23 protein-coding genes are annotated in these 23,418 nt (G+C 46.7%); 12 read left to right on the top strand and 11 right to left on the bottom strand.

Annotation, left to right across the window (positions count from 1 at the left end; all coding sequences use genetic code 11):
* Positions 1-29: 29 nt before the first annotated feature.
* Positions 30-575, bottom strand: a complete 546-nt coding sequence (locus TCA2_RS16310) for a hypothetical protein (RefSeq protein ID WP_047912664.1) — start codon at positions 573-575, stop codon at positions 30-32.
* Positions 576-721: 146 nt separating this feature from the next.
* Here TCA2_RS16310 and TCA2_RS16305 point away from each other — a divergent pair, with 146 nt between their 5' ends.
* Both TCA2_RS16305 and TCA2_RS16300 read left to right on the top strand, forming a co-directional pair.
* Positions 722-1,633: a phosphatidate cytidylyltransferase gene (locus tag TCA2_RS16305; RefSeq protein WP_047912663.1), complete on the top strand. Its 912-nt coding sequence runs from the start codon at positions 722-724 to the stop codon at positions 1,631-1,633.
* Between the two features lie 124 nt (positions 1,634-1,757).
* Positions 1,758-2,375 carry an acetate uptake transporter family protein gene (locus TCA2_RS16300; RefSeq protein ID WP_047912662.1) on the top strand — a complete coding sequence of 206 codons (618 nt, stop codon included), beginning with the start codon at positions 1,758-1,760 and terminating at the stop codon, positions 2,373-2,375.
* 79 nt (positions 2,376-2,454) lie between these two features.
* Here the strand turns inward: TCA2_RS16300 and TCA2_RS16295 are convergent, their stop codons facing one another.
* The 3 genes from TCA2_RS16295 to TCA2_RS16290 form a co-directional block, all read right to left on the bottom strand.
* Entirely contained in the window at positions 2,455-3,267 is an 813-nt protein-coding gene (locus tag TCA2_RS16295) for an SGNH/GDSL hydrolase family protein (protein WP_238546421.1), read from the bottom strand.
* A 119-nt stretch (positions 3,268-3,386) separates the two neighbouring features.
* On the bottom strand, positions 3,387-3,587 hold the full coding sequence (locus tag TCA2_RS27650; RefSeq protein WP_238546420.1) for a hypothetical protein: 201 nt from the start codon (positions 3,585-3,587) through the stop codon (positions 3,387-3,389).
* A gap of 21 nt (positions 3,588-3,608) precedes the next feature.
* The gene (locus TCA2_RS16290) at positions 3,609-4,169 is read right to left on the bottom strand and encodes a pyridoxamine 5'-phosphate oxidase family protein (RefSeq protein WP_047912661.1); all 561 of its coding nucleotides are present in this window, start codon (positions 4,167-4,169) and stop codon (positions 3,609-3,611) included.
* 156 nt (positions 4,170-4,325) lie between these two features.
* Between TCA2_RS16290 and TCA2_RS16285 the strand changes: the two genes are divergently transcribed.
* From TCA2_RS16285 to TCA2_RS16265, 5 genes are all read left to right on the top strand, one after another.
* A complete protein-coding gene (locus TCA2_RS16285) occupies positions 4,326-5,045 on the top strand; it encodes an ABC transporter ATP-binding protein (RefSeq protein WP_047912660.1) in 720 nt (239 codons plus the stop codon).
* Positions 5,045-5,782: an ABC transporter permease gene (locus tag TCA2_RS16280; protein WP_047912659.1), complete on the top strand. Its 738-nt coding sequence runs from the start codon at positions 5,045-5,047 to the stop codon at positions 5,780-5,782. Before TCA2_RS16285 ends, TCA2_RS16280 begins: the two co-directional genes overlap by 1 nt.
* Complete coding sequence (locus tag TCA2_RS16275) at positions 5,773-6,531, top strand: MerR family transcriptional regulator (RefSeq protein ID WP_047912658.1); 759 nt, start codon at positions 5,773-5,775, stop codon at positions 6,529-6,531. Before TCA2_RS16280 ends, TCA2_RS16275 begins: the two co-directional genes overlap by 10 nt.
* Before the next feature lie 117 nt (positions 6,532-6,648).
* Entirely contained in the window at positions 6,649-7,383 is a 735-nt protein-coding gene (locus tag TCA2_RS16270; RefSeq protein ID WP_047912657.1) for a glycosyltransferase family 2 protein, read from the top strand.
* Between the two features lie 3 nt (positions 7,384-7,386).
* Entirely contained in the window at positions 7,387-8,103 is a 717-nt protein-coding gene (locus tag TCA2_RS16265; RefSeq protein WP_047912656.1) for a glycosyltransferase family 2 protein, read from the top strand.
* A 139-nt stretch (positions 8,104-8,242) separates the two neighbouring features.
* Here TCA2_RS16265 and TCA2_RS27235 read toward each other — a convergent pair whose 3' ends face one another.
* The 7 genes from TCA2_RS27235 to TCA2_RS16230 all read right to left on the bottom strand — a co-directional run bounded on the left by TCA2_RS27235 (position 8,243) and on the right by TCA2_RS16230 (position 17,787).
* Positions 8,243-9,829, bottom strand: coding sequence for an enhanced serine sensitivity protein SseB (locus TCA2_RS27235; RefSeq protein ID WP_193746065.1), 1,587 nt, complete (start codon positions 9,827-9,829; stop codon positions 8,243-8,245).
* A gap of 198 nt (positions 9,830-10,027) precedes the next feature.
* Positions 10,028-11,659 carry a rhamnogalacturonan lyase B N-terminal domain-containing protein gene (locus TCA2_RS16255; protein ID WP_238546419.1) on the bottom strand — a complete coding sequence of 544 codons (1,632 nt, stop codon included), beginning with the start codon at positions 11,657-11,659 and terminating at the stop codon, positions 10,028-10,030.
* Between the two features lie 351 nt (positions 11,660-12,010).
* On the bottom strand, positions 12,011-13,084 hold the full coding sequence (locus TCA2_RS16250; protein WP_047912655.1) for a siderophore ABC transporter substrate-binding protein: 1,074 nt from the start codon (positions 13,082-13,084) through the stop codon (positions 12,011-12,013).
* Positions 13,085-13,350: 266 nt separating this feature from the next.
* Positions 13,351-14,118 (bottom strand): ABC transporter ATP-binding protein, encoded by a 768-nt coding sequence (locus TCA2_RS16245; RefSeq protein WP_047912654.1) that lies wholly within the window; start codon positions 14,116-14,118, stop codon positions 13,351-13,353.
* A complete protein-coding gene (locus TCA2_RS16240) occupies positions 14,115-15,074 on the bottom strand; it encodes an iron chelate uptake ABC transporter family permease subunit (RefSeq protein ID WP_047912653.1) in 960 nt (319 codons plus the stop codon). Before TCA2_RS16240 ends, TCA2_RS16245 begins: the two co-directional genes overlap by 4 nt.
* Positions 15,061-16,017 carry an ABC transporter permease gene (locus TCA2_RS16235; RefSeq protein WP_047912652.1) on the bottom strand — a complete coding sequence of 319 codons (957 nt, stop codon included), beginning with the start codon at positions 16,015-16,017 and terminating at the stop codon, positions 15,061-15,063. Before TCA2_RS16235 ends, TCA2_RS16240 begins: the two co-directional genes overlap by 14 nt.
* A 234-nt stretch (positions 16,018-16,251) precedes the next feature.
* Positions 16,252-17,787 carry a malate:quinone oxidoreductase gene (locus tag TCA2_RS16230; RefSeq protein ID WP_047912651.1) on the bottom strand — a complete coding sequence of 512 codons (1,536 nt, stop codon included), beginning with the start codon at positions 17,785-17,787 and terminating at the stop codon, positions 16,252-16,254.
* Positions 17,788-18,207: 420 nt separating this feature from the next.
* On the opposite strand from TCA2_RS16230, the gene TCA2_RS16225 reads away from it, so the two are divergent.
* From TCA2_RS16225 to TCA2_RS16205, 5 genes are all read left to right on the top strand, one after another.
* Positions 18,208-19,302 carry an iron-siderophore ABC transporter substrate-binding protein gene (locus TCA2_RS16225; RefSeq protein WP_047912650.1) on the top strand — a complete coding sequence of 365 codons (1,095 nt, stop codon included), beginning with the start codon at positions 18,208-18,210 and terminating at the stop codon, positions 19,300-19,302.
* Between the two features lie 83 nt (positions 19,303-19,385).
* On the top strand, positions 19,386-20,486 hold the full coding sequence (locus TCA2_RS16220; RefSeq protein ID WP_047912649.1) for an iron-siderophore ABC transporter substrate-binding protein: 1,101 nt from the start codon (positions 19,386-19,388) through the stop codon (positions 20,484-20,486).
* Positions 20,479-21,519, top strand: a complete 1,041-nt coding sequence (locus tag TCA2_RS16215; RefSeq protein WP_047912648.1) for an iron ABC transporter permease — start codon at positions 20,479-20,481, stop codon at positions 21,517-21,519. The genes TCA2_RS16220 and TCA2_RS16215 overlap by 8 nt, the downstream gene beginning before the upstream one ends.
* On the top strand, positions 21,516-22,547 hold the full coding sequence (locus tag TCA2_RS16210) for an iron chelate uptake ABC transporter family permease subunit (protein WP_047912647.1): 1,032 nt from the start codon (positions 21,516-21,518) through the stop codon (positions 22,545-22,547). Before TCA2_RS16215 ends, TCA2_RS16210 begins: the two co-directional genes overlap by 4 nt.
* Positions 22,547-23,377 carry an ABC transporter ATP-binding protein gene (locus TCA2_RS16205; RefSeq protein ID WP_047912646.1) on the top strand — a complete coding sequence of 277 codons (831 nt, stop codon included), beginning with the start codon at positions 22,547-22,549 and terminating at the stop codon, positions 23,375-23,377. Before TCA2_RS16210 ends, TCA2_RS16205 begins: the two co-directional genes overlap by 1 nt.
* Positions 23,378-23,418 lie beyond the last annotated feature (41 nt).

The following is a 23,418-nucleotide window of genomic DNA, read 5'->3' as shown; positions in this document are numbered from 1 at the left end:
CCGAGTGGATAAAGATATTTTGCTAGATTTTACACATGATCAGGTTCGTACTCGCTCAGCTTGCCCTCATAGATCAGCTTCAGCCGGTCACACTGGCGAAAATCCTCCGGTGTCACTAGTGCAGGCAGCTTATTCCACAGCTTGATTCCGGACCGCTGCAAGATTTCAGCGACAAACTGGGAGCAGAAATAAGAGTTGCTGAATTCGACCGGCTCTTTTAACGTAATGCCAATCACCCCGAGGATATTGTAAATATATTTACGATGACTGCGAATAAAGATCTGCAGCACTCTCTTCATCTTCACTACTTCCCGGTCTGTGACCCTAAGCTCATACAGCACACATGTCGTATCGGGATATTTGCTGAACGTACCCGTCTTGATATCCTCCTTGACGAATCCGCCATTCAGTGGATTATTCGGATGCTTCCTGCCGAAGCTGTACAGCTCCGAGAGCTCCCGATCAAATGAAATGGAGGCATGATTATAAGGGGCCCTCGTATAGCTCTGGATCATTTTCGTAAAGAGTGTCCCTGTATTCGTAAGCAATATATAAACTGAGCGTGAAGCTTCCATTTTTCAAATTTCCCCTTATCAAGATTGACCTATTCCTTCATAATAACATATGATCCTAATGGTGGAATTTTCGAATAATCAAGGTCTTCTATCCGTAGTTTTCATTCATAATAGCCCTAGAATAAGAAGAAGTTGGTGAAAACACATTGAGCAGTTCTATACATACGCTTGTCGTTATTCTTACGTTGTTAGTTGCAATCCATATTATCTATCATATCATCGGCAGGGTTCAGCCTGACAAGGACTACAAGGCGATCGGCCAGCGGATCAAGACTTGGTGGGGCATGTTCTTTATCTTCTGTCTGGCTACCCTGTTCACTCCAGCGGTTTCGCTCTTATCGCTGATGGTTCTATGTTTCTTCTCCCTGCGGGAATACTTCTCTATGATCAAGACGAGGAAGGCAGACCGCCGACTGTTTCTGTGGGCCTATTTGTCGATTCCGGTGCAGTTCTATTGGATTTACATTGGCTGGTACGGCATGTTTATTATTTTTATCCCCGTCTATGTGTTCCTGTTCCTTCCGCTTCCGCGGCTGATTAACAAAGGCACGATCGGATTTGTACGCAGCGTCAGCTCTACCCAGTGGGGGCTTATGCTGATGGTATTCGGTCTCAGTCACCTGGCCTATTATCAGTTCGCTGCGCCCGAGTATGGAGCTGGAATCGTCTTGTATCTCGTGCTGCTGACACAGCTGGGTGATGTCGTTCATTATTTAGCGTCTCTATATTTTGGCAAGCGAAAAATCGTACCCACATCCAATCCCTATTTAACCTGGGAGGGGTTTGCCTGCGCGTTTCTCGTGACGACAGCTGCTGCTTATTTTGCCTATCCTCACCTGACGCCGTTCGATTTGAAGTTTGGCCTAATTACAGGTATGCTGATCAGCCTCAGCGGATTCTTCGGCAGCTTAACGATCTCCGTGCTAAAGCGGGACCTGCTGCTCGGAGGCGACAAGCTGGAGGCACCGAAGAAAGGCTATCTCAGTCAAATTGACAGCTTAACCTACACTTCGCCGGTGCTGTTTCACTTTATCCGGTATTTCTTCGATTTTATGTAATATTTGTAGTAGATTAAAATGTCTTGATGCGCTAAAATGATTCAGCATGATTTTTTTCATAATTTTCAGAAATTAATGAAATGAATGCACCTATATTAGATTACTGGAGGCATTAACAAACAACATGTCAAATGCATCATCGACTCAAGTTAAGATTGTAACGGCTGATCCGAGCGGTATCGGCCTATTCGGCCTGGCTATTGTTACACTGGTTGCTTCTTCGCAGAAGCTGGGCTTGACCGAGGGCCTCAGCCTGGTTATCCCATGGGCTATTTTTCTAGGAGCCTTCGCTCAATTGTTCGCAAGCATGCTGGACGCCAAGCACAATAACACCTTCGGCATGACCGCCTTTGGAGCTTATGCCTTCTTCTGGTTTGCTACAGCTGCCAGCTGGCTGACGAACATGGGCGTGTTCGGGGAGGAGCTTGCAGGTGCAGCAGATGGCAGACAACTGGGCTTTGCTTTTGCCGGCTATTTGATCTTCAGCTTATTTATGACTATTGGAGCTATGGAGACACATAAAGTGCTGTTCTTTATTTTCGTACTGATCGATCTGCTCTTCCTCGGCTTGACGCTGGATGCCTTCGGCATTGCTCCTCACGTCTTCCACACGCTGGCAGCCTATGCAGAGATGGGTATCGGACTTCTATCCTTGTATGGAGCGGGCGCTGCTGTGCTTAATACGCACTTTGGACGGACCTTCCTGCCTGTGGGACGAGCATTTGGCATTTTTAAAAAATAAAGCTATTGGTTTAAGCCGGTATGCATCAGAACAGGCCGTTTCCCGATATCCGGGAGATGGCCTGTTTGTATATATCCTGTTATTTAGATGGAAGAATGCCTCTAATATAACCTGCTAATGCTGTAGCGGCTTCCTCGTGAGCCAACGCACCGGGATGACTTCTCGCGCCCATGGTCGCTTCCGTCATGTTCGGCATCTGGAACACAGACACCTTCCGATCGGCCGATCTCGACAGGTAAGCATCCACTCCCCGATAAATGGCCGGCATCATCGGTGTTCCGAGCATACCGTAGGCCCATACGATATGAGCCTCCTTATTATTCTTCCGAAGGTTGACGAGAAACTGCTCTACCGCGTTCTCGAACGCCCGCAGATCCTCTTCATGATAGGTACCGTCCGAATTTAACCGCTGTTTGTGGGTCGCTCCTCCTGCTTCATCTCTCCATTCAGGAGAATGAAAGGCACCGCCATCATTCGTACCCAGATTGACCACAATGACATCCGGCTGCCATGCGGCAAAATCGTTCGGCTCCTGCGCACCCAGCTCCCGGTTTCGCTCTCCTGACAGCAGTCCGCACACCTGCTCGTAGTACTGCGGCATGCTCGCCTTCGGATTGTTATCCCAGCTTGTGAGCACACCCCAGCCGCTCTGGGACAGGATCCGGTATTCCGCATCATCGAGCGCGGCGGCTGTCACCCTGCAGTAATTGCTTACCGCGCTAAACCACATCGGAATCCAGTCCTGCTCTAATTTTGCGCCAATAGCTCCCTCCCCGGAAGTGATGCTGTCGCCGATAAATTCCAGCTTCACACTGCTCTCGGGAACAGGCATAAACTGTCCATCGCTTTTGACCGCGTGAAATTGCAGCAAGGCATCAGGATCGGCGCTCATAGCCTGAACCTCCTTGATAACTCGTACATTTTTGACCGTACGATCATTCATCCCTCTGAATAAACAGATCCAGTACCTGCCGTGCGTGAGCATCTGTCTTGTTGCCGGTACCCCGTTGATCAGAATCGAGATCCACTGTTCATGCTGACTGTAGTCCACTTCGACTTCGAGCCAAGCTCGGAGCCTATGCTGTTTAGTTCAATGCCACTCCCTGTCCAAAATAAAGTGAGCGGTGCGAGCCTGCCCGTTGTTCGGCCGTGAACCTTTAAATTTGAAACATCAGATAGCTGATATACTTGCAGATTCGGATTTTCTTTCATGACTCCACTCCTTATTATTGCTCACTTATTAAGCTGGATTCCAAGCGGAGTTGGCAAACCGTCAATGCTTGCGCTGTTTTTCTGCTCCCAGTAGCTCTTCAGTCCTGCTTCTCCTTTTTGGTCGGCCCATCTTTGGAGTGTATCTCTTTCCTTCTCATATGCCATGAACGGAATAGAGTAGCCGCAGGAAGTCTGCACTTTATGTACGTCGACGAGGATAATCTGCCTTGATCCGGGAAGCGGATCAAACTTGGGATATAACTCCTCCCATTCCTTCGTCCCGTGCAGCACCACGGTTCCCGTTCCATACAGCCGCAATATATTAGGCGGGCCCTCGAATGCACAGAACATGATGGTTACCCGCCCATTTTCCTTGATATGTGCGCTCGTCTCGCTGCCGCTTCCGGTCAGATCGAGATAAGCGACTTGATTCTCGGACAGCACACGAAACGTATCATAGCCCTTGGGTGAAAGATTGACATGCCCATCTGGTGATAGAGCCGCCGAACCTACAAAGAACAGATGCTGTTTTCCAATAAATTCAACATGCTCTGGCAGTAAAGCCGAGAATTGCTTTGCCATCCTAATCGACCTCCCATATGTTGTGAATCAGGCACTCCTCATATTACAATTCCATCCCCTGGTGTGTTCTCCTGCTGTCCAACCCTCCAATATGACACCACCCTCCGCTTCGTCTGATATAGTTGCTTCTCACCCAAAAACGAAGGAGGCACTTCAATGGTACTAAACGTCAAAAATTTATCTGTTACCTACGGCTCTGCTCTAGCCGTCAATCATATCAGCTTCGAACTTGAATCAGGCAAGGTGCTTGGGCTGCTCGGAGCTAACGGTGCCGGTAAATCTTCAACCATTTCCGCTGTTCTAGGCATGGAGAAGAGCCAGTATGACGAGCTCGCCATTCTAGGCAAATCCCCGATCAAGGAGAGGAAGCATGTTTTTCAAGAGGTTGGTGTCCAGCTGCAATCTACGCAGTTTCAGGAAAACATAACCGTTCAGGACTCATGCCGCCAGTGGAAGAGCTTATACCAGCAAACGGCAGATATCAACGAGTTACTACGTATATTTGGACTCGAGGACAAATCAGATCAGCTCGTCAAAACACTCTCCGGTGGGGAACGGCAAAGACTCGCTGTTCTTCTTGCGCTCATTCACCAGCCTAAGCTGGTATTTCTTGATGAGCTGACGACAGGTCTGGATACTCGAGCACGCCGCATGCTCTGGAATCGACTGCTGGATATGAAACAACAAGGGATGGCAATGGTTCTTACTTCACACTACATGGATGAGGTGGAGATCCTGTGCGATGAAATCCTTATTCTTCATAAAGGAAATACCGTATTTCAAGGGACGATACCTGAAGCGCTTGAGCTCAGCGGTACGCAATCATTAGAAGAGGCATATTTACATTTCGCAGGAACAGAGGGGGACATCTACTGATGAATTCATTTATGACATTCTTTAAAATTGAAGCAAAGCTCGTCTGGAAGAGTATCGACATTCTCATCTTCGGGATTTTATTCCCCATTATACTTGGGTCTATATTTGGCTATACATTGAGTAAAGACAGTGCTGGGAGCGGTGCGTCCAACTTTGATCTGTCGTACGCCTCGGTCATAACGATTGGTATACTGGCAACCGGGGTGATGGGCTTGTCCCTGACGCTTGCCGATTATCGTCACCGGGGAATTCTGCAGAGGCTGCAGGTTACACCGGTATCCCCTCTTCAGATTGTCATTGCTCAAGGACTTGTTCAGATGATCGCAGCTGTCATTTCATTTATTGGCGTTACACTCGTTTACCTCTTTGCGTTTGGCTATGAACTTCAGGGCTCCTGGCCGTTGTTCCTGATATCTTATTTATATGTTCTTATATCCATGTTCAGTATTGGCACACTGATTGGCAGCCTTGTTCGGGATACCAAGTCCGCCAACCTCTGGAGCTCAGCAGCCTACTTCTCGATGCTGTTATTCTCAGGAGCAACCATTCCGTATGAGATTATGCCATCTTTTCTGCAATGGGGAATGGATGTGTTTCCGCTTGCCCATGGCATTCATTTATTAAAGGACGTAAGTACAGGAGCCGATCTCTCAAACAGTCTCCTGCACATTGGAATTCTAGGAATGTGTATCATCCTCTCTATGGGGATCACGATCCGATATTTTAGATGGAAGTAGGTCGTTATCCGTTGTACAAGACCTCAGAGATTGCCTCTCTCGCCTCTGTGCATCCCAATACGGTAAGAGTCTATGAGGAATGGGGATACATCTCTCCTGTTCCTCGGCTTACCAATGGGTACCGTGTATACTCAGACATTCATCTCTTTCAGATGAAGATTGCGCGAATTCTGTTTCAATGCGAGATTGTACAAGGTGACATCCGTAATAAAGCAAGAGAGATTGTTACCACTTCTGGGAAAGAACAATTCGCACAGGCGTTAAGTCTGACTCACGAATATCTATCCCATCTAAAAAGTGAATATCAGCATGCTCTGCTCGCTGCAGAAGCCGTGGAGAAATGGCTGCATGAGGGTATTCCAGATGGAGACAAGACTTACTCGCGAACAGAAGCAGCTCATATATTAGGGGTTACGACAGAAGCGTTAAGAAACTGGGAACGCAATGGACTGATTGTGATCCCGCGACTTGAGAACGGACACCGTATTTATGGGGAAAAAGAATTATCCAGGCTGCAAATTATTCGGGGACTAAGAAGCGCCCACTACTCTCTCCAAGCCATTCTCCGTTTGCTTCGCAAGCTGGACCAGCGACCTACAGATGTTATTACCATCCTTAATTCCCCTTCGGATGATGAGGATATTGTATCAGTAACTGATCGCCTCACTGAGTCTCTGCTTGAAGCCATTCAAGGAGCACAATCTGCAATCAAGCTCTTTAATGAACATCAGCATCTCTATGAATCATGAATATATCTTCGAATGTGCGGCCCATAAATGGACAATCACCGTTTCTCCTAATCTTTCATTTACATATCCTAAGTTAGTGAAAGATTCTAATTCTCTAGTATAGAGAGGAGTGATCCGGTGAGCAGAAGACTAGAGCATCTCATAAAAAAGCAAGGGGTATCCATCATCACCTGCACGAACCGAGGCAGCTATCTGTCACAGCTGTTTCTCAATTACAGCAGGCAGCTTCACGCTAAAAAGGAACTGATTATCGTCGTCAATAATGACCAAATTCCTCTGGAACCTTATAAACGCCAGGCCAAAAAGTATAAGAATGTGCAGGTCTTTCGGCTTCCCGAGCGCCGCTCGCTTGGTGCCTGCCTCAATTATGCATTCAAAAAGACCAAGTACAACTTCATTGCAAAGTTTGACGATGATGATTATTATGCTCCCCATTATCTCACGGATGGCCTTCTCTCGTTTCACAAGAGTAAAGCCGATGTGCTCGGTAAACGGGCCCATTACATGTACTTGAAGGGATCCAAAACCTTGATCCTCCGCTTTCCACAGGATGAGAACAAAACCGTATCCATACTGCCTGGAGCTACGCTGATGATGAAACGGAAGGTACTGTCACAGGTATCCTTTCCCGATCAGAATGTAGGAGAGGATGATCTATTTTGTCTGCGCAGCAAAAAGAAAGGCTTCAAGGTGTATTCTGGTGGCAGATTCAACTTTGCTGCCATCCGCCGAAAGAACTCTTCTGGACATACCTGGATCATTGATGAAGAGCAAATGATTGCCCATAACAAACAGATCCCCGGCGTTCATCATTTCAAGAAATTCGTTAAGCGCAAGCCAAAGGGGTTGTAGGCGGTGTCCCTGAAGGAGCTTTCTTCGAAACAAGCGGTGTCGATCATCACCTGTACAAAAAGACGATACTGTATGGATAATTTAATTAACAATTTTCTCAGGCAGCGCTACAAGCATAAAGAGCTGATTATCATTTTGAACCACCATCATTTGAAGATCGAGGAGTATAAAGCAGCGGTTAAACAATATCGTAATATCAAAATTTACAGTCAACCAGAGCAAGTAAGCTTGGGGCACTGTCTGAATTATGGAGTCCAGATGGCGAAGCATCCCTATATCGCAAAGTTTGATGATGACGACTACTATGCGCCAAGATATCTCGCCGACAGTATGCGTACCTTGCAGAAGTCCCAAGCTGACATTGTGGGCAAGCGAGCTCATTTTATGTACTTGAGCAGCCGTAAGCTCGTGCTTCATCGATATCACAAGCTCACGGAATGCTACGTATCTCAGGTGCAGGGAGCCACACTGCTCGTGAAGCGTGAAGTTTTTGATACCGTAAGCTTTCCGGACCAGACACAAGGCGAATGTGTGAAGTTCTGCGCTCTTTGCCGCAAGAAAGGCTTCAAGATATATTCAGGGAATCCCTATCACTTCTTTGCTGTACGAAGAAAGGGCTCCAAGGATCATACATGGATCGTTAGTGACCAGGAGCTGATGTCTAGAGGAGACCGAATACTAAAATTGGATCATATCAAAAAATTCGTAAGCCGCCGCTGAGTTCCATTTCGTTACAAGCCGGTGGATTGTATCAGCGAAGTATACGAAGACCTTACGAATCTATACAAAAAGAACGGGGCTGCATTCAAAGCGCAGCTCCGTTCTTTTTAAATTATAATTCTTCCATCGTTTATTCAGCTCAAATAAATCCAAACCGTTTCTTCTTATAAAATGGTTCCGCATCCCTGACATGCTCTGCAGCCCAGCCATTGCTATCGGTAATATCAAGCAAGGATCCGTTCAGATGAGGCGTGGCTGCTTGAGCAATGTCTCTGAACAGCTCCTCCTGACTCCCCTCGAAATCGACGATGAGGAGATAGCTTTGTTCTTCTCCTTTTACCATCCATTTTAAGTAGGCTTTCTTAACGCCCTTCTGCTTCTTCAGACAGGCCTTTAACGAGTCGGCGAGAGGTTCTGGCACCTCACTAGGTTCACCAATCCGCAGCGTTGTTCCTTGAGGAACCTTCACTTCCTCTGTTGCCGCGGCAGAAGGTGAATGCTTCCTCTCATTTGGGGTTACACTTTCGTTCTGAGCTCCAATGTCCATGCTGCTCTCCGTCTCGCGATCAGCTTGGCTATCATTTTGTGCTCCTGCTGATGCATTATTCGGACCTTGGCTCGACACCTCATCCGGTACTGCATCAGAAGTTCGATCTGGAGTGTCAGTAGGTGCTTGGGTTGGCATATCATCTGTATTACTCTCTTGTACAGCCTCGGTTGGTGCTTCCTTAGAGGCTTCAGCGGCAGCCGAAGCAAGCTCCTGTCTGTACGCCTCAATCATCTGTTTATTTTTCTCATGGATGGGAATTGGAATCCCCCTGCAATTCACGACAATTCCATTCATTCTTGCCGATATCGCCACGATGTCATCGTATGTAGCAATGTTGCTGCTCCACACCTTCTTATCGTAAGCCTTCTCAAATTCTTTCCAATCTGTAAATACTGGCAGCCATTTCGAATCGCCCTCGCCGCCCAGTACGGCAAATTGGATTCGCGCACCTTCCTTGATTGTCTTTCTGCCCTGCTCATCCAGCGTAGAGGGCACTTTTTCCTCCAGCTGCATCGGGACTAGATACTTGGCACGAATCACTTCATACAGCATTTTGGCCTCAAATTCCTTGGCCAGCTGTTTTGCTCCTTCTCCGCTCCGTCTGGTGCCAATGAATTGAAAGAAGCGAATAATGGCATGCTGCAAATCTGGATTGGTTACAGGAATATTAATCTCAGGTGTATCGCCAAAGTCCGGTGGTGGCAGCAGTTCATCCCGATCCAGCAAGGTATGGTACTGCCCATTATCTACGAGTATTTTTCGCAGCCCAAGCATGTGAAGCTCGCCAAACATCTTCATCAGATCTTCCCTGCCAACCCGCTTCATCTCCAGCATCAGCTGCTGCTGCATGAAATAATCGGCTGCATGCAATGCATATTCCTCTGTTGAGAACATCCAGATGCGATCCTCCGCATCAATGTAAGGGTAATTCGTCTTCTTCTCATAGGCTATGTATAACGCTTCTGCGTCTCTTACTTTCTCGTGCAGCACGTTAAATAACAGGCTGATTCTATCATCCAGCTGCTTGGCTGGGGCTGCCTCTTTTGTCTTGAGGTGTTTACCTGAATGAATGAGAAAGATCAGTTCTTGTATTTCCAGTTCATTGCACTCATCTATTAAAATATAGGGGCTTAGCAAAAACCTTCTTCCTAATTCGTCCTTTCGTTTCTCGTTCATCCTATTCCCTCCGTCTCTGAAGTTGTAGTGAGCTTCCTCATCAAATATTATCTCGGGCTTCATACAGTGCTCTATACATAATGTAACATAAAATGATCTTTCTCTATCCATTTATCCATACGATTGTTTATGAATAAACCGGCTTTGCACCTACAACAAGCATAGGGCAATAGCCGGTTTATTCCGTTACCGTATGGATTAATTCAACAGTTCGACGGCATCATAGACCCAGCCTGCGCTCAGCCAATTGCCCAAATCACTGGAACCGCTGATCGGCGTTATGGTCAAAGTATTGGCGCCGTTATTGAAGTAGGAGGCTGGAATATTCCATGTAAAGGTCGCATTGTTCCCCCGGTAAGTGCCAATCGTAAAGCTGCGGGAATTAGGCTGCGAGGATGCCGCCGGGTTGCTGAGCGTATTTCCATTAATCGTGACACTTGGTCGTCCATTATTGTAAGCTGCCGTGATCCCAATCTTCAGCACATGAGCGGAGGCCGCCTGTGAAGAATTCAGATTAAAGGTAACCGTTGTTGGAGAATTCTCTCCGCGGAACTGAATCGCTGGGAATTTATTTGTTGCACCGCCGACAGCATACGTTACAGGTCCCCAGCTTGGATTACGACTGTCGGAGGGATGCCGCACCGGAATGGTCTGTCCGTTCAGGAGTTCTCTCGGTGTACCATCCCAATTCCCGATACGCCAAATAGCAGAAGCAGCGCTTGGGTCATTGTTAATCGTCCGTGTGTTCACCGTGGTCGTTGCATTCGCGTTCACAGTGACATTCTCTGTGTATACCGCGAGTTCCCCTTTATATACGGTCATCGTATACGTTCCAGGGATCATTCCGTATTTCGAAGCAGAACCACTGGAAGAAGCCGTTGCCCAGTATTGGGCATTGCTATTCGCAAAGCCAATCGTGTACGTATAAGCTGAATCCATACCGGATAGACCATTAAGCACTACATTACCTCGGCTGGACACCCAGCCCTGCAGATTAAGGCCCGACATCCAGCTGAAGTCAGGTACTGCCGGGGTAGATCCTGTTGTAAAGACCAAGGCATAAGGTCCATGAAGCCCCATTCTCCAATTCTCTGTCTGGGCATGTCCGGAATTCATATAGTTGTAGATTTCAGTATCGCCGCCGCTCTGGAACTGAATATCACGGAAAAATGGACCGCCGGAGCTCTTCTCCCGATTGCCATATGCCATGAAGACACCGACTCCATTCCCTGTAGCTCCGCGAATCGTTAAATCCTTGGCTTGATCATTACCATAATATTTGGAGGTTGTCTGACCATTCGAATGTCCAAATACATCCTGGCTCTCTATAGCACCGGTTGTTCCTCGATTGTTAGAATTCGCCGGCACACCCGTGAGAACGTTTCCATTACCACGGAAAATATAGCGCAGCTCGCCCACTGATGGCTGAGCTGTCACATAAGTCGCCATATAGATCGTATTCTCACCGCCGCGAGACGAATAATAGTGGGTTAATGTATCGGTAGCTACAGTAATCAGAACCGTAGAACCCGAAGGAGATTTGCTCCAAGTCACATTTGCAGCTGATCCGAGACCCGAAGCAATATGAGACCCTTTGCCACCTGAGCTGCTCAGCTCTGTGCCATTCATCTTGGCCGAAGTAATATCACCATTATCCTTATTCACGGTATACTCAAGTCCTGAGCCTGTATTGACTACAATGGAAGTGCCGTTATCCGTAACATATACCGTTGCCGCATAGCCCTTATCTGCCGGGTATAATACCGCAGCACCAACCATAACTAAGATCAGAAAGAAACTAACCATTCTTTTTACGAAACGATTGTCCACAATTCATTCCTCCTTCAATTTGGCTATTACGTTCAATCATGCTGCGACATCATTACATACTTAATCCGCACTACAAACTACAAAGTTAAGCGCTTCAATAATTGAGGTTGATTAATTAGCTTATTTGTTAACACCACCTTATATAATCCATATGATCTACCTTATCATCAGGTTCAGATCTTCAGGTTAAGCCCATTATATTACATTAAATGGAATTTTACACGGGGTTTGGCCGATAAATTTAGATCAACGGAATTTATTAACAAAAATATAAATGACCATAAATAGTAACAAAAAAAGACTGCTACATAAGGATCTAACCTACTCTGTAGCAGTCTTCGTTCATTTGTGTTATTTCAATTCAGCCAATACTTCTTCAATCTTAGCAAGCTCAGATTCCAAGCCGCCGCCGCTCAGGTACCATAGTGGACCGTCGAGGTAAACGACACGATTGTTCTGGTAAGCCGTTGTTTTCTTGATGATGTCATTCTCCATATCTGCTTCGATATTCGATTCGCCGCCTGTAGCTGCGGTACGGTCGATAACGAACAATACATCAGGGTTGAATTCCAGGATGGCTTCAAATCCGAAGTTAGAACCATGGGATGAAGATTCAATATCCTCTGTTACTGGCTTGAATCCGTATACTTCATACATGTAGCCAAAGCGAGATTCAGAGGCAAATCCAGACAGGTTACCTTCATTGTACATTGTCACTAGGGACGTCTCAAAGCTGCCTGCCAGCGTATTGATCTCTTCAAGAGCTGCATCGAATTTAGCAGTGTACTCTTTAGCTTCTGCTTCTTTACCAAAGATTTTGGCTGCAGTGTCAACAGAAGCAAGGAAAGTGTTCCAGTAGTCATCCTGCTGTGTACCCACGAAGAGGACAGGAGCAATTTCTTTCAGCTCTTCATAGTAAGCAGATTGACGACCAGAGATGAAGATCACGTCTGGCTCAAGCTCTGCAATATCTTCCAAGAGCGGGCTCTTAAGTCCGCCTACACTTACGTAGTCATCAGAAGCAAATTTTTCAAGGTGAGCGGGCAAAGTGGAGTCTTTAGCAACCCCAACGATTCCTTCAACACCAAGCGCATTCAATGTATCTAAAAAGCCATAGTCGAATACAACGACTTTCTCCGGCATTTTTTCAAAAGTAACATCATCAAAGTTGATCGTTCCGTTCTCTTCACTTTCAGATGAACCAACCGTAGGAGATACGGTTAGCGGATATGTAGATGATTCTACAGCAGTCTCTTCACCTGTTGCTTCTTCACCAGCTGCCTCATTACCGCTTGCCGTTGTCTCATTCTCAACGACTGCTGTTTCGTTCGTTCCTTCCGCTGTACTACCTTCTTCCGTTGTGCCGCATGCTCCGAGCATCAAAGCGATGGCAAGTATTGCAGAAGTAAATTTCCACTTTTTCATTATCACTACTCTCCCCTTTTCGTTCTCTTATTTAGAATGATAATCATTATCAGATTGTTGATAACGATTCTCATTATATTGCTTTAAAGCATGATAAGTCAAACGTTTTTTACAAAGTTTTCATAATTTCTTATATAAAAATTAATAAAATGTTCAATTTTTCTCGTTTTATGCTGCCCAATCAGAGAGCGCTCATCATAAAAAAAGACTGAGAATTCAGCTGTTACAGCTGCTCCTCAGCCTATAGATCAGGAATTCTATTTCATTTACGATTGTGCATCAAAATAGACACAAATACGGTTACCATTCTGCTCTTGAACCGGAATCGTCATATCGTAGATCTCACGCAGTGCCTCGGTATTAATAATTTCATGTGTCGGCCCGTCCTTCACCAGCTTGCCGTCCTTAAGCGCCACAATCCGGTCAGAATACACGGAGGCAAAGTTAATATCGTGAAGCACGATAATGACCGTTTTGCCCAGCTCATTAACGAGCTTGCGAAGTATTTTCATAATTTGAACGGAGTGCTTCATATCCAGGTTGTTCAGTGGCTCATCCAGCAAAATATAGTCCGTATCCTGTGCAATGACCATGGCGATGAATGCCCGCTGCTTCTGTCCGCCCGACAATTCATCCAAATACTTATCCTGCATTTCAGCAAGATTCATATATTCGATCGCTTGGTCTACGAACTGCTCATCCTCCGTATTAAGACGCCCTTTTGAATAAGGGTAGCGTCCAAAGGAAACCAGCTCACGCACCGTCAATCGCACATTAATAAAGTTCGACTGCTTCAGTATGGATACCCGCTTCGCAAACTCACTCGACTTCCATTTCTTCACATCATTTTGGTCGATCAGTACTTCCCCTGTATCCGAATCGAGCAAACGGCTGACCATGGACAGCAGGGTAGATTTACCCGCACCATTCGGACCAATGAACGATGTGATCAGCCCTGATTCAATCGTTACCGACACATCCTCTACAACAGGCTTTTTGCCAAATCGCTTCGTTAATCCTTTGATTTCGATCATCTTCCAGCCGCCCTGCTTTCTTTAAGTAGTAAGAAAATAAAGTAAATTCCACCGACAAAGTTTATGATGACGCTCAGTGTGGTGCGCAGCTCCAGTATATGCTCGACGAGGAACTGTCCGCCGACCAGCGCGATTATACTGATTAGGCTGGCCCCTAGGATCAATATAGAGTGTTTATAGGTCACTATAAATTGATAAGCGAGATTGGCCACAATGAGTCCAAAGAACGTGATTGGGCCGACCAGCGCAGTAGATGTCGCAATCAGCACCGAAGACAGAATCAGCACTCTCATCACCATGCCATCATAGTTAACACCTAGATTAATCGCATTCTCACGGCCCAGTGACATGACATCGAGCTTGTGCATAATGCGGTACCCGTAAATAAATGCTATACCTAAAATCGCAATAGAAACGTATAACAAGTCATCCTTCACGTTGGTAAAGTTCGCAAAGAGTCGGCTTTGAAGGCTTAAATACTCTACCGGATCAATCAATACCTGCAAGAAGGTGACGAAGCTTCCGAGGAGTGTACCCAGGATCATCCCTATTAATAGCAGCAAATAAATGGGATGCTTGTCTGCCCTGAACAGGAACCGGTACAAGATAAGTGCGAATAGAACCATGGCAGCAATCGCCGCACCAAAATTCAAGTACTTATTCAGCACCCATACCGACATGGAGCCGGCAAAGAAATATATTAAGGTCTGCACGACCTCATACATAGAGTCCAATCCCATAACAGACGGCGTCAGAATCCGATTATGTGTAATGGTCTGGAATACAACGGTGGAATATGCGATAGCAATACCTGTTACAACCATTGCCCCGATGCGAACCATGCGTCTTGGGAAGGCATAATCAAACCCGCCTTTTATGTCATAGAAGGCATAGAGCAGAATACATGCAAGCCCAACAACCCCTAGTAGAATTAACTTTGTGCTATTTTTTTGCATATGCTCTCCCCCTAAACAACATAAATAAGAAGATCGCACTGCCAATTACCGCTACCGTTACGTTAACTGGAATTTCAAAAGGATGAATTACAATGCGCCCCACAATATCACAAGCCAACAGGAATACTACACCAAGTGCTGCGGTATGCGGAATGGTTTTGCGCAGATTATCCCCCAGATACAGTGACACAATGTTAGGAACAATAAGTCCCAAGAACGGTATAACACCAACGGTCAGCACAACAGTTGTAGCAATAATCGCAACTAAGATAAGTCCTATATTCAGCACTGTTTTGTAGCTCAGACCCAGATTCTTGGCAAAATCCTCACCCATTCCTGCAACCGTAAACTTGTTGGCATATAAATACGCCAGAATAACAGCCGGAACACTCAGATATAAGAGCTCATAACGCCCTGCAATAACAAGGGTGAAGCTGCCCATCAGCCATGAAGAGATATTCTGAAGCAAATCACCTTCGTAAGCGAAAAAGGTTGTGATCGACGATAGAATATTACCGTACATAATCCCGATAAGCGGTACGAAGATAACATCCTTAAACTTAATTCGATCCAAAATCCTCATAAATACCAGAGTACCTGCAAGTGCAAAGACGAAGCAGAAAATGACCTGCCACGTATAGCTTACATTCGCAAAGAAGAGCATTGATATCAGGATTCCCAGCTTCGCTGCGTCAAGCGTGCCTGCTGTTGTGGGTGATACAAATTTGTTACGACTTAAGGATTGCATAATCAATCCCGCGATACTCATGCCGATGCCTGCCAGTATGATTGCCATTAAGCGGGGTACCCGACTGATAAGGAAAATGTGCATCTTATCCGCATTACCGTTGAACAAGTCAAAGATGTTAATATCAATCGCACCAATAAACAGCGAAACAAAAGACAGGACTACGGCTGCCGCTATTAACATCCATAGTCTCATATGTATTCCTCGTGTTAAAAGTATTCTTATCATGACAATTGATAACGATTATCATTCTAAGTATGGGTCAATTATATTTTAATAGCTGTCTTTTATCAAACCATTTTCCATATTAATGTGGATTAGAACCATTTGATCTCTCAATGCAAGAGGCCCTGAATCCAGGCTCGGATCCAAGGCCTCTATATTATATTTTATGATAAAACAGACATTCCGAATACTGCACAGCAGCAGCTACATGCTTCCATTAAGCTTCATAGGAGACGGTTTGATAGGCGCCTGCTCGATACTGCCGAGACCTAATAGCTTGGATGTTGATGTAGAGATCTCTTGGAGCATCGCACGATTCTCTACCAGCGATACGCCATAGGAAGGAATCATCTCCTTGATCTTCGGCTTCCAGCCCTTCATCTGCTGCGGGAAGCACTTCTCTAATACCTCCAGCATGACATGCACCGCCGTGGAAGCGCCAGGTGATGCCCCAAGCAGCGCAGCAACGGAGCCGTCCGAGGCACTGACCACCTCTGTTCCGAATTGGAGTGTTCCTCTGCCGCCGGTCTCTGTATCCTTGATGACCTGTACACGCTGACCGGCCACCACGATTCCCCAGTCCTCGGTCTTCGCATTCGGAATGAACTCGCGCAGCTCCTCCATCCGCTTCTCGTTGGACAGCATAACCTGCTGAATCAAGTATTTGGTAAGCGCCATTTCCTTCACACCTGCCGAGAGCATCGTCAGGATATTGTTCGGTTTGACGGAACCAATCAGATCAAAATAGGACCCTGTCTTCAAAAATTTAGGTGTAAAGCCCGCAAACGGACCAAACAGCAAGGACTTCTTGCCGTCAATGTATCTTGTATCCAGATGCGGAACAGACATGGGAGGGGCTCCAAGCTTAGCTTTGCCGTATACTTTGGCATGATGCTTCTCCACCACTTCCGGGTTGTTACACACCATGAACAGTCCGCTGACCGGGAAGCCGCCAATATGCTTGGATTCAGGAATCCCTGTCTTCTGCAGCAACGGCAGGCTTCCGCCCCCGCCGCCAATAAATACGAATTTCGCGGTGTGGTGCTCTGTTTTGTTGCTGTCTAGATTATGAACCTTCACTTGCCACAGACCGTCACTCGTTCGTTTCAAGTCCTTTACGCCGTGCTTGTAATGGACCTCAACACCCTGTCTCTTCAGGTGATCAAACAACATGCGCGTCAAAGCGCCAAAGTTGACATCTGTCCCCGAGTCAATTTTGGTCGCTGCGATCGGTTCATTGGATGTGCGCCCTTCCATAATAAGCGGTACCCATTTCTTTAACTGTACAGGGTCATCAGAGAACTCCATCCCTTGGAATAATGGATGCTGTGAGAGCGCTTTAAAACGATTCTTCAGATAAGATACGTTTTTCTCCCCTTGTACCAGACTCATATGCGGGATGGGCATAATAAATTTCTGCGGATTACGAATTAAGTTGCTTTTGACCAGATAAGACCAGAACTGTTTAGATAGCTGAAATTGTTCGTTGATTTTCGTCGCTTTGCTAATGTCTATAGATCCGTCAGGCTTCTCGGAAGTATAGTTGAGCTCGCACAGAGCAGCATGTCCTGTGCCGGCATTGTTCCATTCATTAGAGCTTTCCTCTCCTGCGCTTCCTAGCTTCTCAAACACTTTGATTTTCCATTCAGGTGCCAGCTCTTTGAGTAATGAACCCAAGGTAGCGCTCATGACTCCGGCACCAATCAAGATCACGTCTGTATTCATCCGTATGTCACTCATTGAAACCCTTCCTCATCGCCTATATTTGTAAAAAAACGGGCAGCGCTCTGCTATAAATGTCGCAATCAGCAAGGGCGTCACCTTGGAACTAACATCTTCTGCTATTACCATATCATATCCGGTGCCATGTTTTGTAGAATATTCCGTGTTTGTTCTCAGACAATTATAAACGATCTAAATCGGTTTAAAAAGTGTAAAATCCGAGAAATCCGATGGCTGAAACTTAAATATTCCTGCTCTTTGAACCAAAATCTCTACCTAATTAGTAGAAATGTAGTAGATTTTTATTGACAATACGGTAAATGGATTATATGTTTTACGATATTGATAATCATTATCATACATAACATCCTACGTTGGTCACCCATTCATGGTTAGCAATGCATCAAAAATATAAATTGAAAAAGGAAGGGTTTGTAAATGAACGGAAACCAGAAATTCTCTTTAAAAACAGTAATCATATCTGCAATGCTCGCTATTGCTCTTGTCGGTTGTGGAGCCCAGCAGTCGGAATCTACTTCTACTTCAACGGAAGCACCTGCCACTTCTACAACTACGGAAACGACTCAGACGGAAACACCGGTTACAGAGAGTGAAGCATCTGATTATCCAATCACCATCAAGCACGCTTTTGGCGAAACCGTTATTGAGAGCAAGCCGGAACGTGTAGCTACAGTCCAATGGGCGAACCATGATGTTGTTCTTGCCCTCGGCATTGTACCTGTAGGATTCTCTGCGGCAAATTACGGCGTTGAGGATGACAGTGGACTGCTGCCTTGGACAGCTGAGAAGCTGAAAGAGCTTGGTGTAGATCAGCCTAATGTATACCAGGATACGGATGGACTGGATTTCGAGGCCATATCCGACTCTGATCCTGATGTCATTCTTGCAGCCTACTCTGGGATCACGCAGGAAGACTATGACCTTCTCAGTCAAATTGCTCCGGTTGTCGCCTATCCGACAGCTCCATGGCTTACAACTTGGCGTGAGCAAGTGGAGTATAACGCAACAGGCATGGGCATGAAGGAAGAAGGCGAGCAGCTTATTAAGGATACCGAGAATCTGATTAAAGAAAAAGCAAGTGAACACCCTGAAATGGAAGGCAAGAAAGTCGTCTGGGTCAACTTCTCAGCGGACGATATGTCCAAAATGCATGTGTACACACCTGCAGATCCACGCGGTGAGTTCCTGATCGAGCTTGGAATGGAATACCCTGAGAGCGTAACATCACAGATTGAAGACAAAACCAGCTACTCCCTGAGCCTAAGTGCGGAGAATGCTGATGTACTGAACGATGCAGATATCATTGTTGGATATGGCGGCGAGGACTTGTATGAAGCTGTCAAAGCAGATCCGCTGCTTGGCAAAATTCCTGCCATCGAGAGAGGCTCCGTTGTATTTATCGGTAACGGCACGCCTCTAGCGGCTTCCGGCAATCCGAATCCTCTGTCCATCGCTTATACGATTGATGATTACCTGGATCTCATCTCAGAAGCAATCAGCAAGGTGGAATAGTTCTAAGTTCTAAGTTCTAAGTTCTAAGTTCTAAACTGACTCACCCTATAAAAATATAAATTCAAAAAGGCAGGGTATGTATTATGAAAGACATTCAGAAATATTCTCTAAAAACAATCACGGTATCGGCAATACTCGCGATTGCACTTGTGGGCTGCGGAGCCCAGGAGTCCGATTCAACTTCAACTGCGAATGAAGCTCCTGCGAACTCTTCAACGGCAGAAGCACCTCAGACGGAAACACCGGTAACCGAAGAGGATGCAGATGCTACCCAGTATCCCATCACAATTAAGCATGCTTTTGGCGAAACAACGATTGAGAGCAAGCCTGAACGTGTAGCTACCATCCAATGGGGAAACCATGATGTTGCACTTGCCCTTGGCGTTGTACCTGTTGGCTTCTCTGCAGCGAACTACGGTGTACAAGACGACAGCGGACTGCTGCCTTGGACGAAGGAGAAGCTGGATGAACTTGGTGTAACGGATCCGAATGTCTACCATGATACGGACGGACTGGACTTTGAAGCGATCTCTGACTCCGCTCCTGATGTCATTCTCGCTACTTACTCGGGTATTACTCAAGAAGATTATGATACACTGAGCCAAATTGCTCCGGTTATTCCTTACCAAGAGACAGCATGGGTAACCACTTGGCAGGATCAAGTTCTGTATAACGCAATGGGAATGGGTATGCAGGCAGAAGGCGAGAAGCTCATCGAGGACACAGAGAACCTGATCAAGGAGAAATCATCCGCGTATGCAGATATTCAAGGTAAGACAGCTGCCTTCGTATATATTACTCCAACCGACCTGTCACAGCTCTCGGTATACGCGCCAGGTGACCCTCGCGGAGACTTCCTGATGGAGCTTGGCATGACGTTCCCGGAAGGACTTGCAAGTCTAGTGTCGGAAGACAGCTTCTATTTGCAGCTAAGTGCAGAGAATGCGGATGCGCTTAAAGATACGGACATTATCGTTACCTATGGAGACGAGAACCTGCTTAGTGCGCTCCAAGCAGATCCACTCCTTGGCAAAGTCCCAGCTATTGAAAGAGGTTCGGTTGTCGTGATCGGAGACAACACACCGCTTGCAGCTGCAGGTAACCCAAATCCACTTTCAATCGCAAGTACGATTGATGAATATTTGGAATTGATCGATGCATCTGCTAAGAAAGTCAATGAATAATCCAGCGACATTAACAGACAAGCCGCAGAATTCGCCCGCACCGAAGCATTTTGCCATGGTCCTGATTCTTAGCGTAATTGTTCTCGGTATTTGCGTAGTGGCATCACTTGCATTCGGTTCAAGAGTCATCGGACTTAAAGAATTAATGGACGCGTTGTTCCATCCGAGCAGCGAGTCCTATGATGCCAACGTCATTGCGCAGCGAATTACCCGAACCGTGTTCAGTCTCTTATGCGGAGGGGCACTAGGTATTGCCGGTGCCCTCATGCAGGCGGTCACGCGCAATCCGATTGCTGATCCAAGTATTCTCGGTGTAAATACCGGTGCATCCTTGTTTGTTGTTGCCGGAATTGCATTCCTGAATATTGGCTCGCCTAATGAATTTATCGTGATGGCCTGTATCGGCGCGGCGGTTACTGCGATGTTTGTCATGGGGATCGGCTCGCTTGGACGAGGCGGACCTACACCTGTTAAACTCGTGTTAGCGGGGGCGGCTACTAGTGCCGCCCTTTCTTCACTAGTAAGCGCCATTATGATTCCACGCTCGAACGTGATGGATCAGGTTCGCTACTGGCAGGTGGGAAGCGTCGGGGGAGCAAATTGGAGCGATATCGGAATCTTCTTTCCTTTTCTACTCATCAGTTTTCTAATCGCCATATTTACGGCTCCTGCACTGAATGCGCTGGCACTAGGGGATGAAGCAGCAACCGGCCTGGGTGTTCGGACCGGAGTTCTGCGTCTAATTGCGTCGTTTGCTGCGGTTATTCTATGTGGTACAGTAACGGCACTTGCGGGGCCGATTGCCTTCGTTGGACTTCTGGCGACACATCTTATACGTTTGATGATCGGACCTGACCAGCGTTATCTCATTCCCATGTCTGCGCTAACAGGAGCGATCGTATTAACCGGATCCGACGTGATTGGAAGAATCCTCGGAAGACCCGGAGAGCTTGAAGTAGGTATCGTTACTGCCTTCGTCGGTGCTCCGATTCTAATCATACTAGCGATGAGATCGAAAGTGCGTGCCTTATGATGAATAATACGATCAATTTAATTGTATCCGGCCGACGTCAGAGACGCCGCCAATATGTGCTGGTAACGACAACACTTGCTGCGATTGCTTTTGTGCTGTGCGTCCTGATGCTCTATTTTGGGAATACGATCTATCCGGTGGATGTGATTGCACGCGTACTGTCGGGTGAGGATATCAAGGGTGCGACATTCGCGATTGAGACGATCCGGCTGCCGAGGATGCTGGCAGGCTTGTTCGCTGGATTTGCCTTCGGTCTAGCCGGAAGCGTCTTCCAGACCATGCTTCGCAATCCGCTTGCGAATCCGAACGTACTCGGCATTACCTCAGGCTCAAGTGCAGCGGCTGTATACTGTATCCTCATTCTTCATACGAGTGAAGCGGTTATCTTTATTGCCTCTGTCATCGCCGGTCTGGCTACGGTCATGCTTCTCTATCTGTTATCTCATAAAAAGTCCTTCTCATTCGGGCGTTTAATTCTCGTCGGTATTGGTCTTGATGCTATGCTCGGCTCCGTTATATCTTATATGCTGCGGATCAGCTCCGAGCATGACATCGGTTCTGCGTACCGCTGGCTAAGCGGTACACTTAACGGCGCCCAGATGGACGAGCTTCCGCCACTAATCATTACGGTACTTGTATGTACACCGATCGTTGTCTTGTTAGGCAGACATCTGAGCCTGCTAGAGCTTGGCGAGCAGGCAGCTACTTCTCTCGGTATCCATACGGATAGAACGCGAATAGCGCTGATTATCGGCACCGTCTGTATGATTGCGGTCGCTACCGCCACTACAGGCCCTATTGCCTTCGTCGCTTTTCTGGCTGGACCGATTGCCAAAAGACTTGTCGGTGCAGGTTACTCTACTGTCATTCCTGCCGGTCTTGTCGGAGTTATCTTGGTTCTGGCAGCAGATTTAATCGGACAGTTTGCTTTTGAGACTAGATTCCCTGTGGGCGTCATCACTGGAATCCTCGGAGCGCCTTATCTGATCTATCTGCTCATCCGAATGAATCGAAAGGGAGATTTTTAATGAAACCGACTCACGTATTTCAAGCAGATCAATTGGCAGCAGGTTATGAGCAGCGAACGATTATTGAGAATATCAACCTGATCATTCCCAGTAATCAGATTAGTGTCATTATCGGGGCGAATGCCTGTGGTAAATCGACACTGCTCAAAACGCTCGCCAAGCTAATCAAGCCGGAAGCTGGTGAAGTGACCCTGGACGGGAAGTCGATCAGTAAGATTCCTCCTAAGGCTTTGGCGCGTATCCTAGGACTGCTGCCGCAGTCCCCTATCGTCCCTGAAGGAATTTCTGTCGCCGATCTGATCGGCCGAGGCAGATTTCCCCATCAGTCCCTTCTTGGAGGATGGACGAAGAAGGATACGGAAGCCGTAGCAGAAGCGATGGAGATCATGAAGATTACGGAGCTTGCCAACCGCAGCATAGATGAGCTGTCCGGCGGTCAAAGACAACGTGTTTGGATTGCGATGGCACTCGCTCAGCAGACGGACATTCTTTTTCTGGACGAGCCGACAACCTTTCTCGATATCACCTATCAGGTAGAGATTCTCGATCTGCTTACCGATCTTAACCGGAAGCACGGGACAACCATTGTGATGGTTCTTCATGACATCAATTTGTCTGCACGATATGCGGATTATATCTATGCCATTCGCAAGGGAGAGCTCATCGCTGAGGGACGGCCAGCGGAGGTCATTACGAGTGAACTGATCAAGGATGTATTTGAACTGGATTGCACCGTCATTGAAGATCCTGTATCCGGTTCTCCGCTGATCGTGCCGAAGGGACGATATCATGTGAATGCAGCCTTGACTAGAGAATTCCAAGACGTTTAGAGCTTGTATCAGAATTCGTATAAGAATTATATACACAACGT

It is taken from the genome of Paenibacillus sp. TCA20, from assembly GCF_000732325.1.
In the GTDB taxonomy this organism is placed as follows: Bacteria; Bacillota; Bacilli; order Paenibacillales; family Paenibacillaceae; genus Paenibacillus; species Paenibacillus urinalis.
Note: the sequence above shows the minus strand (reverse complement) of the source record. Positions and strands in the feature narration are given on the sequence as shown.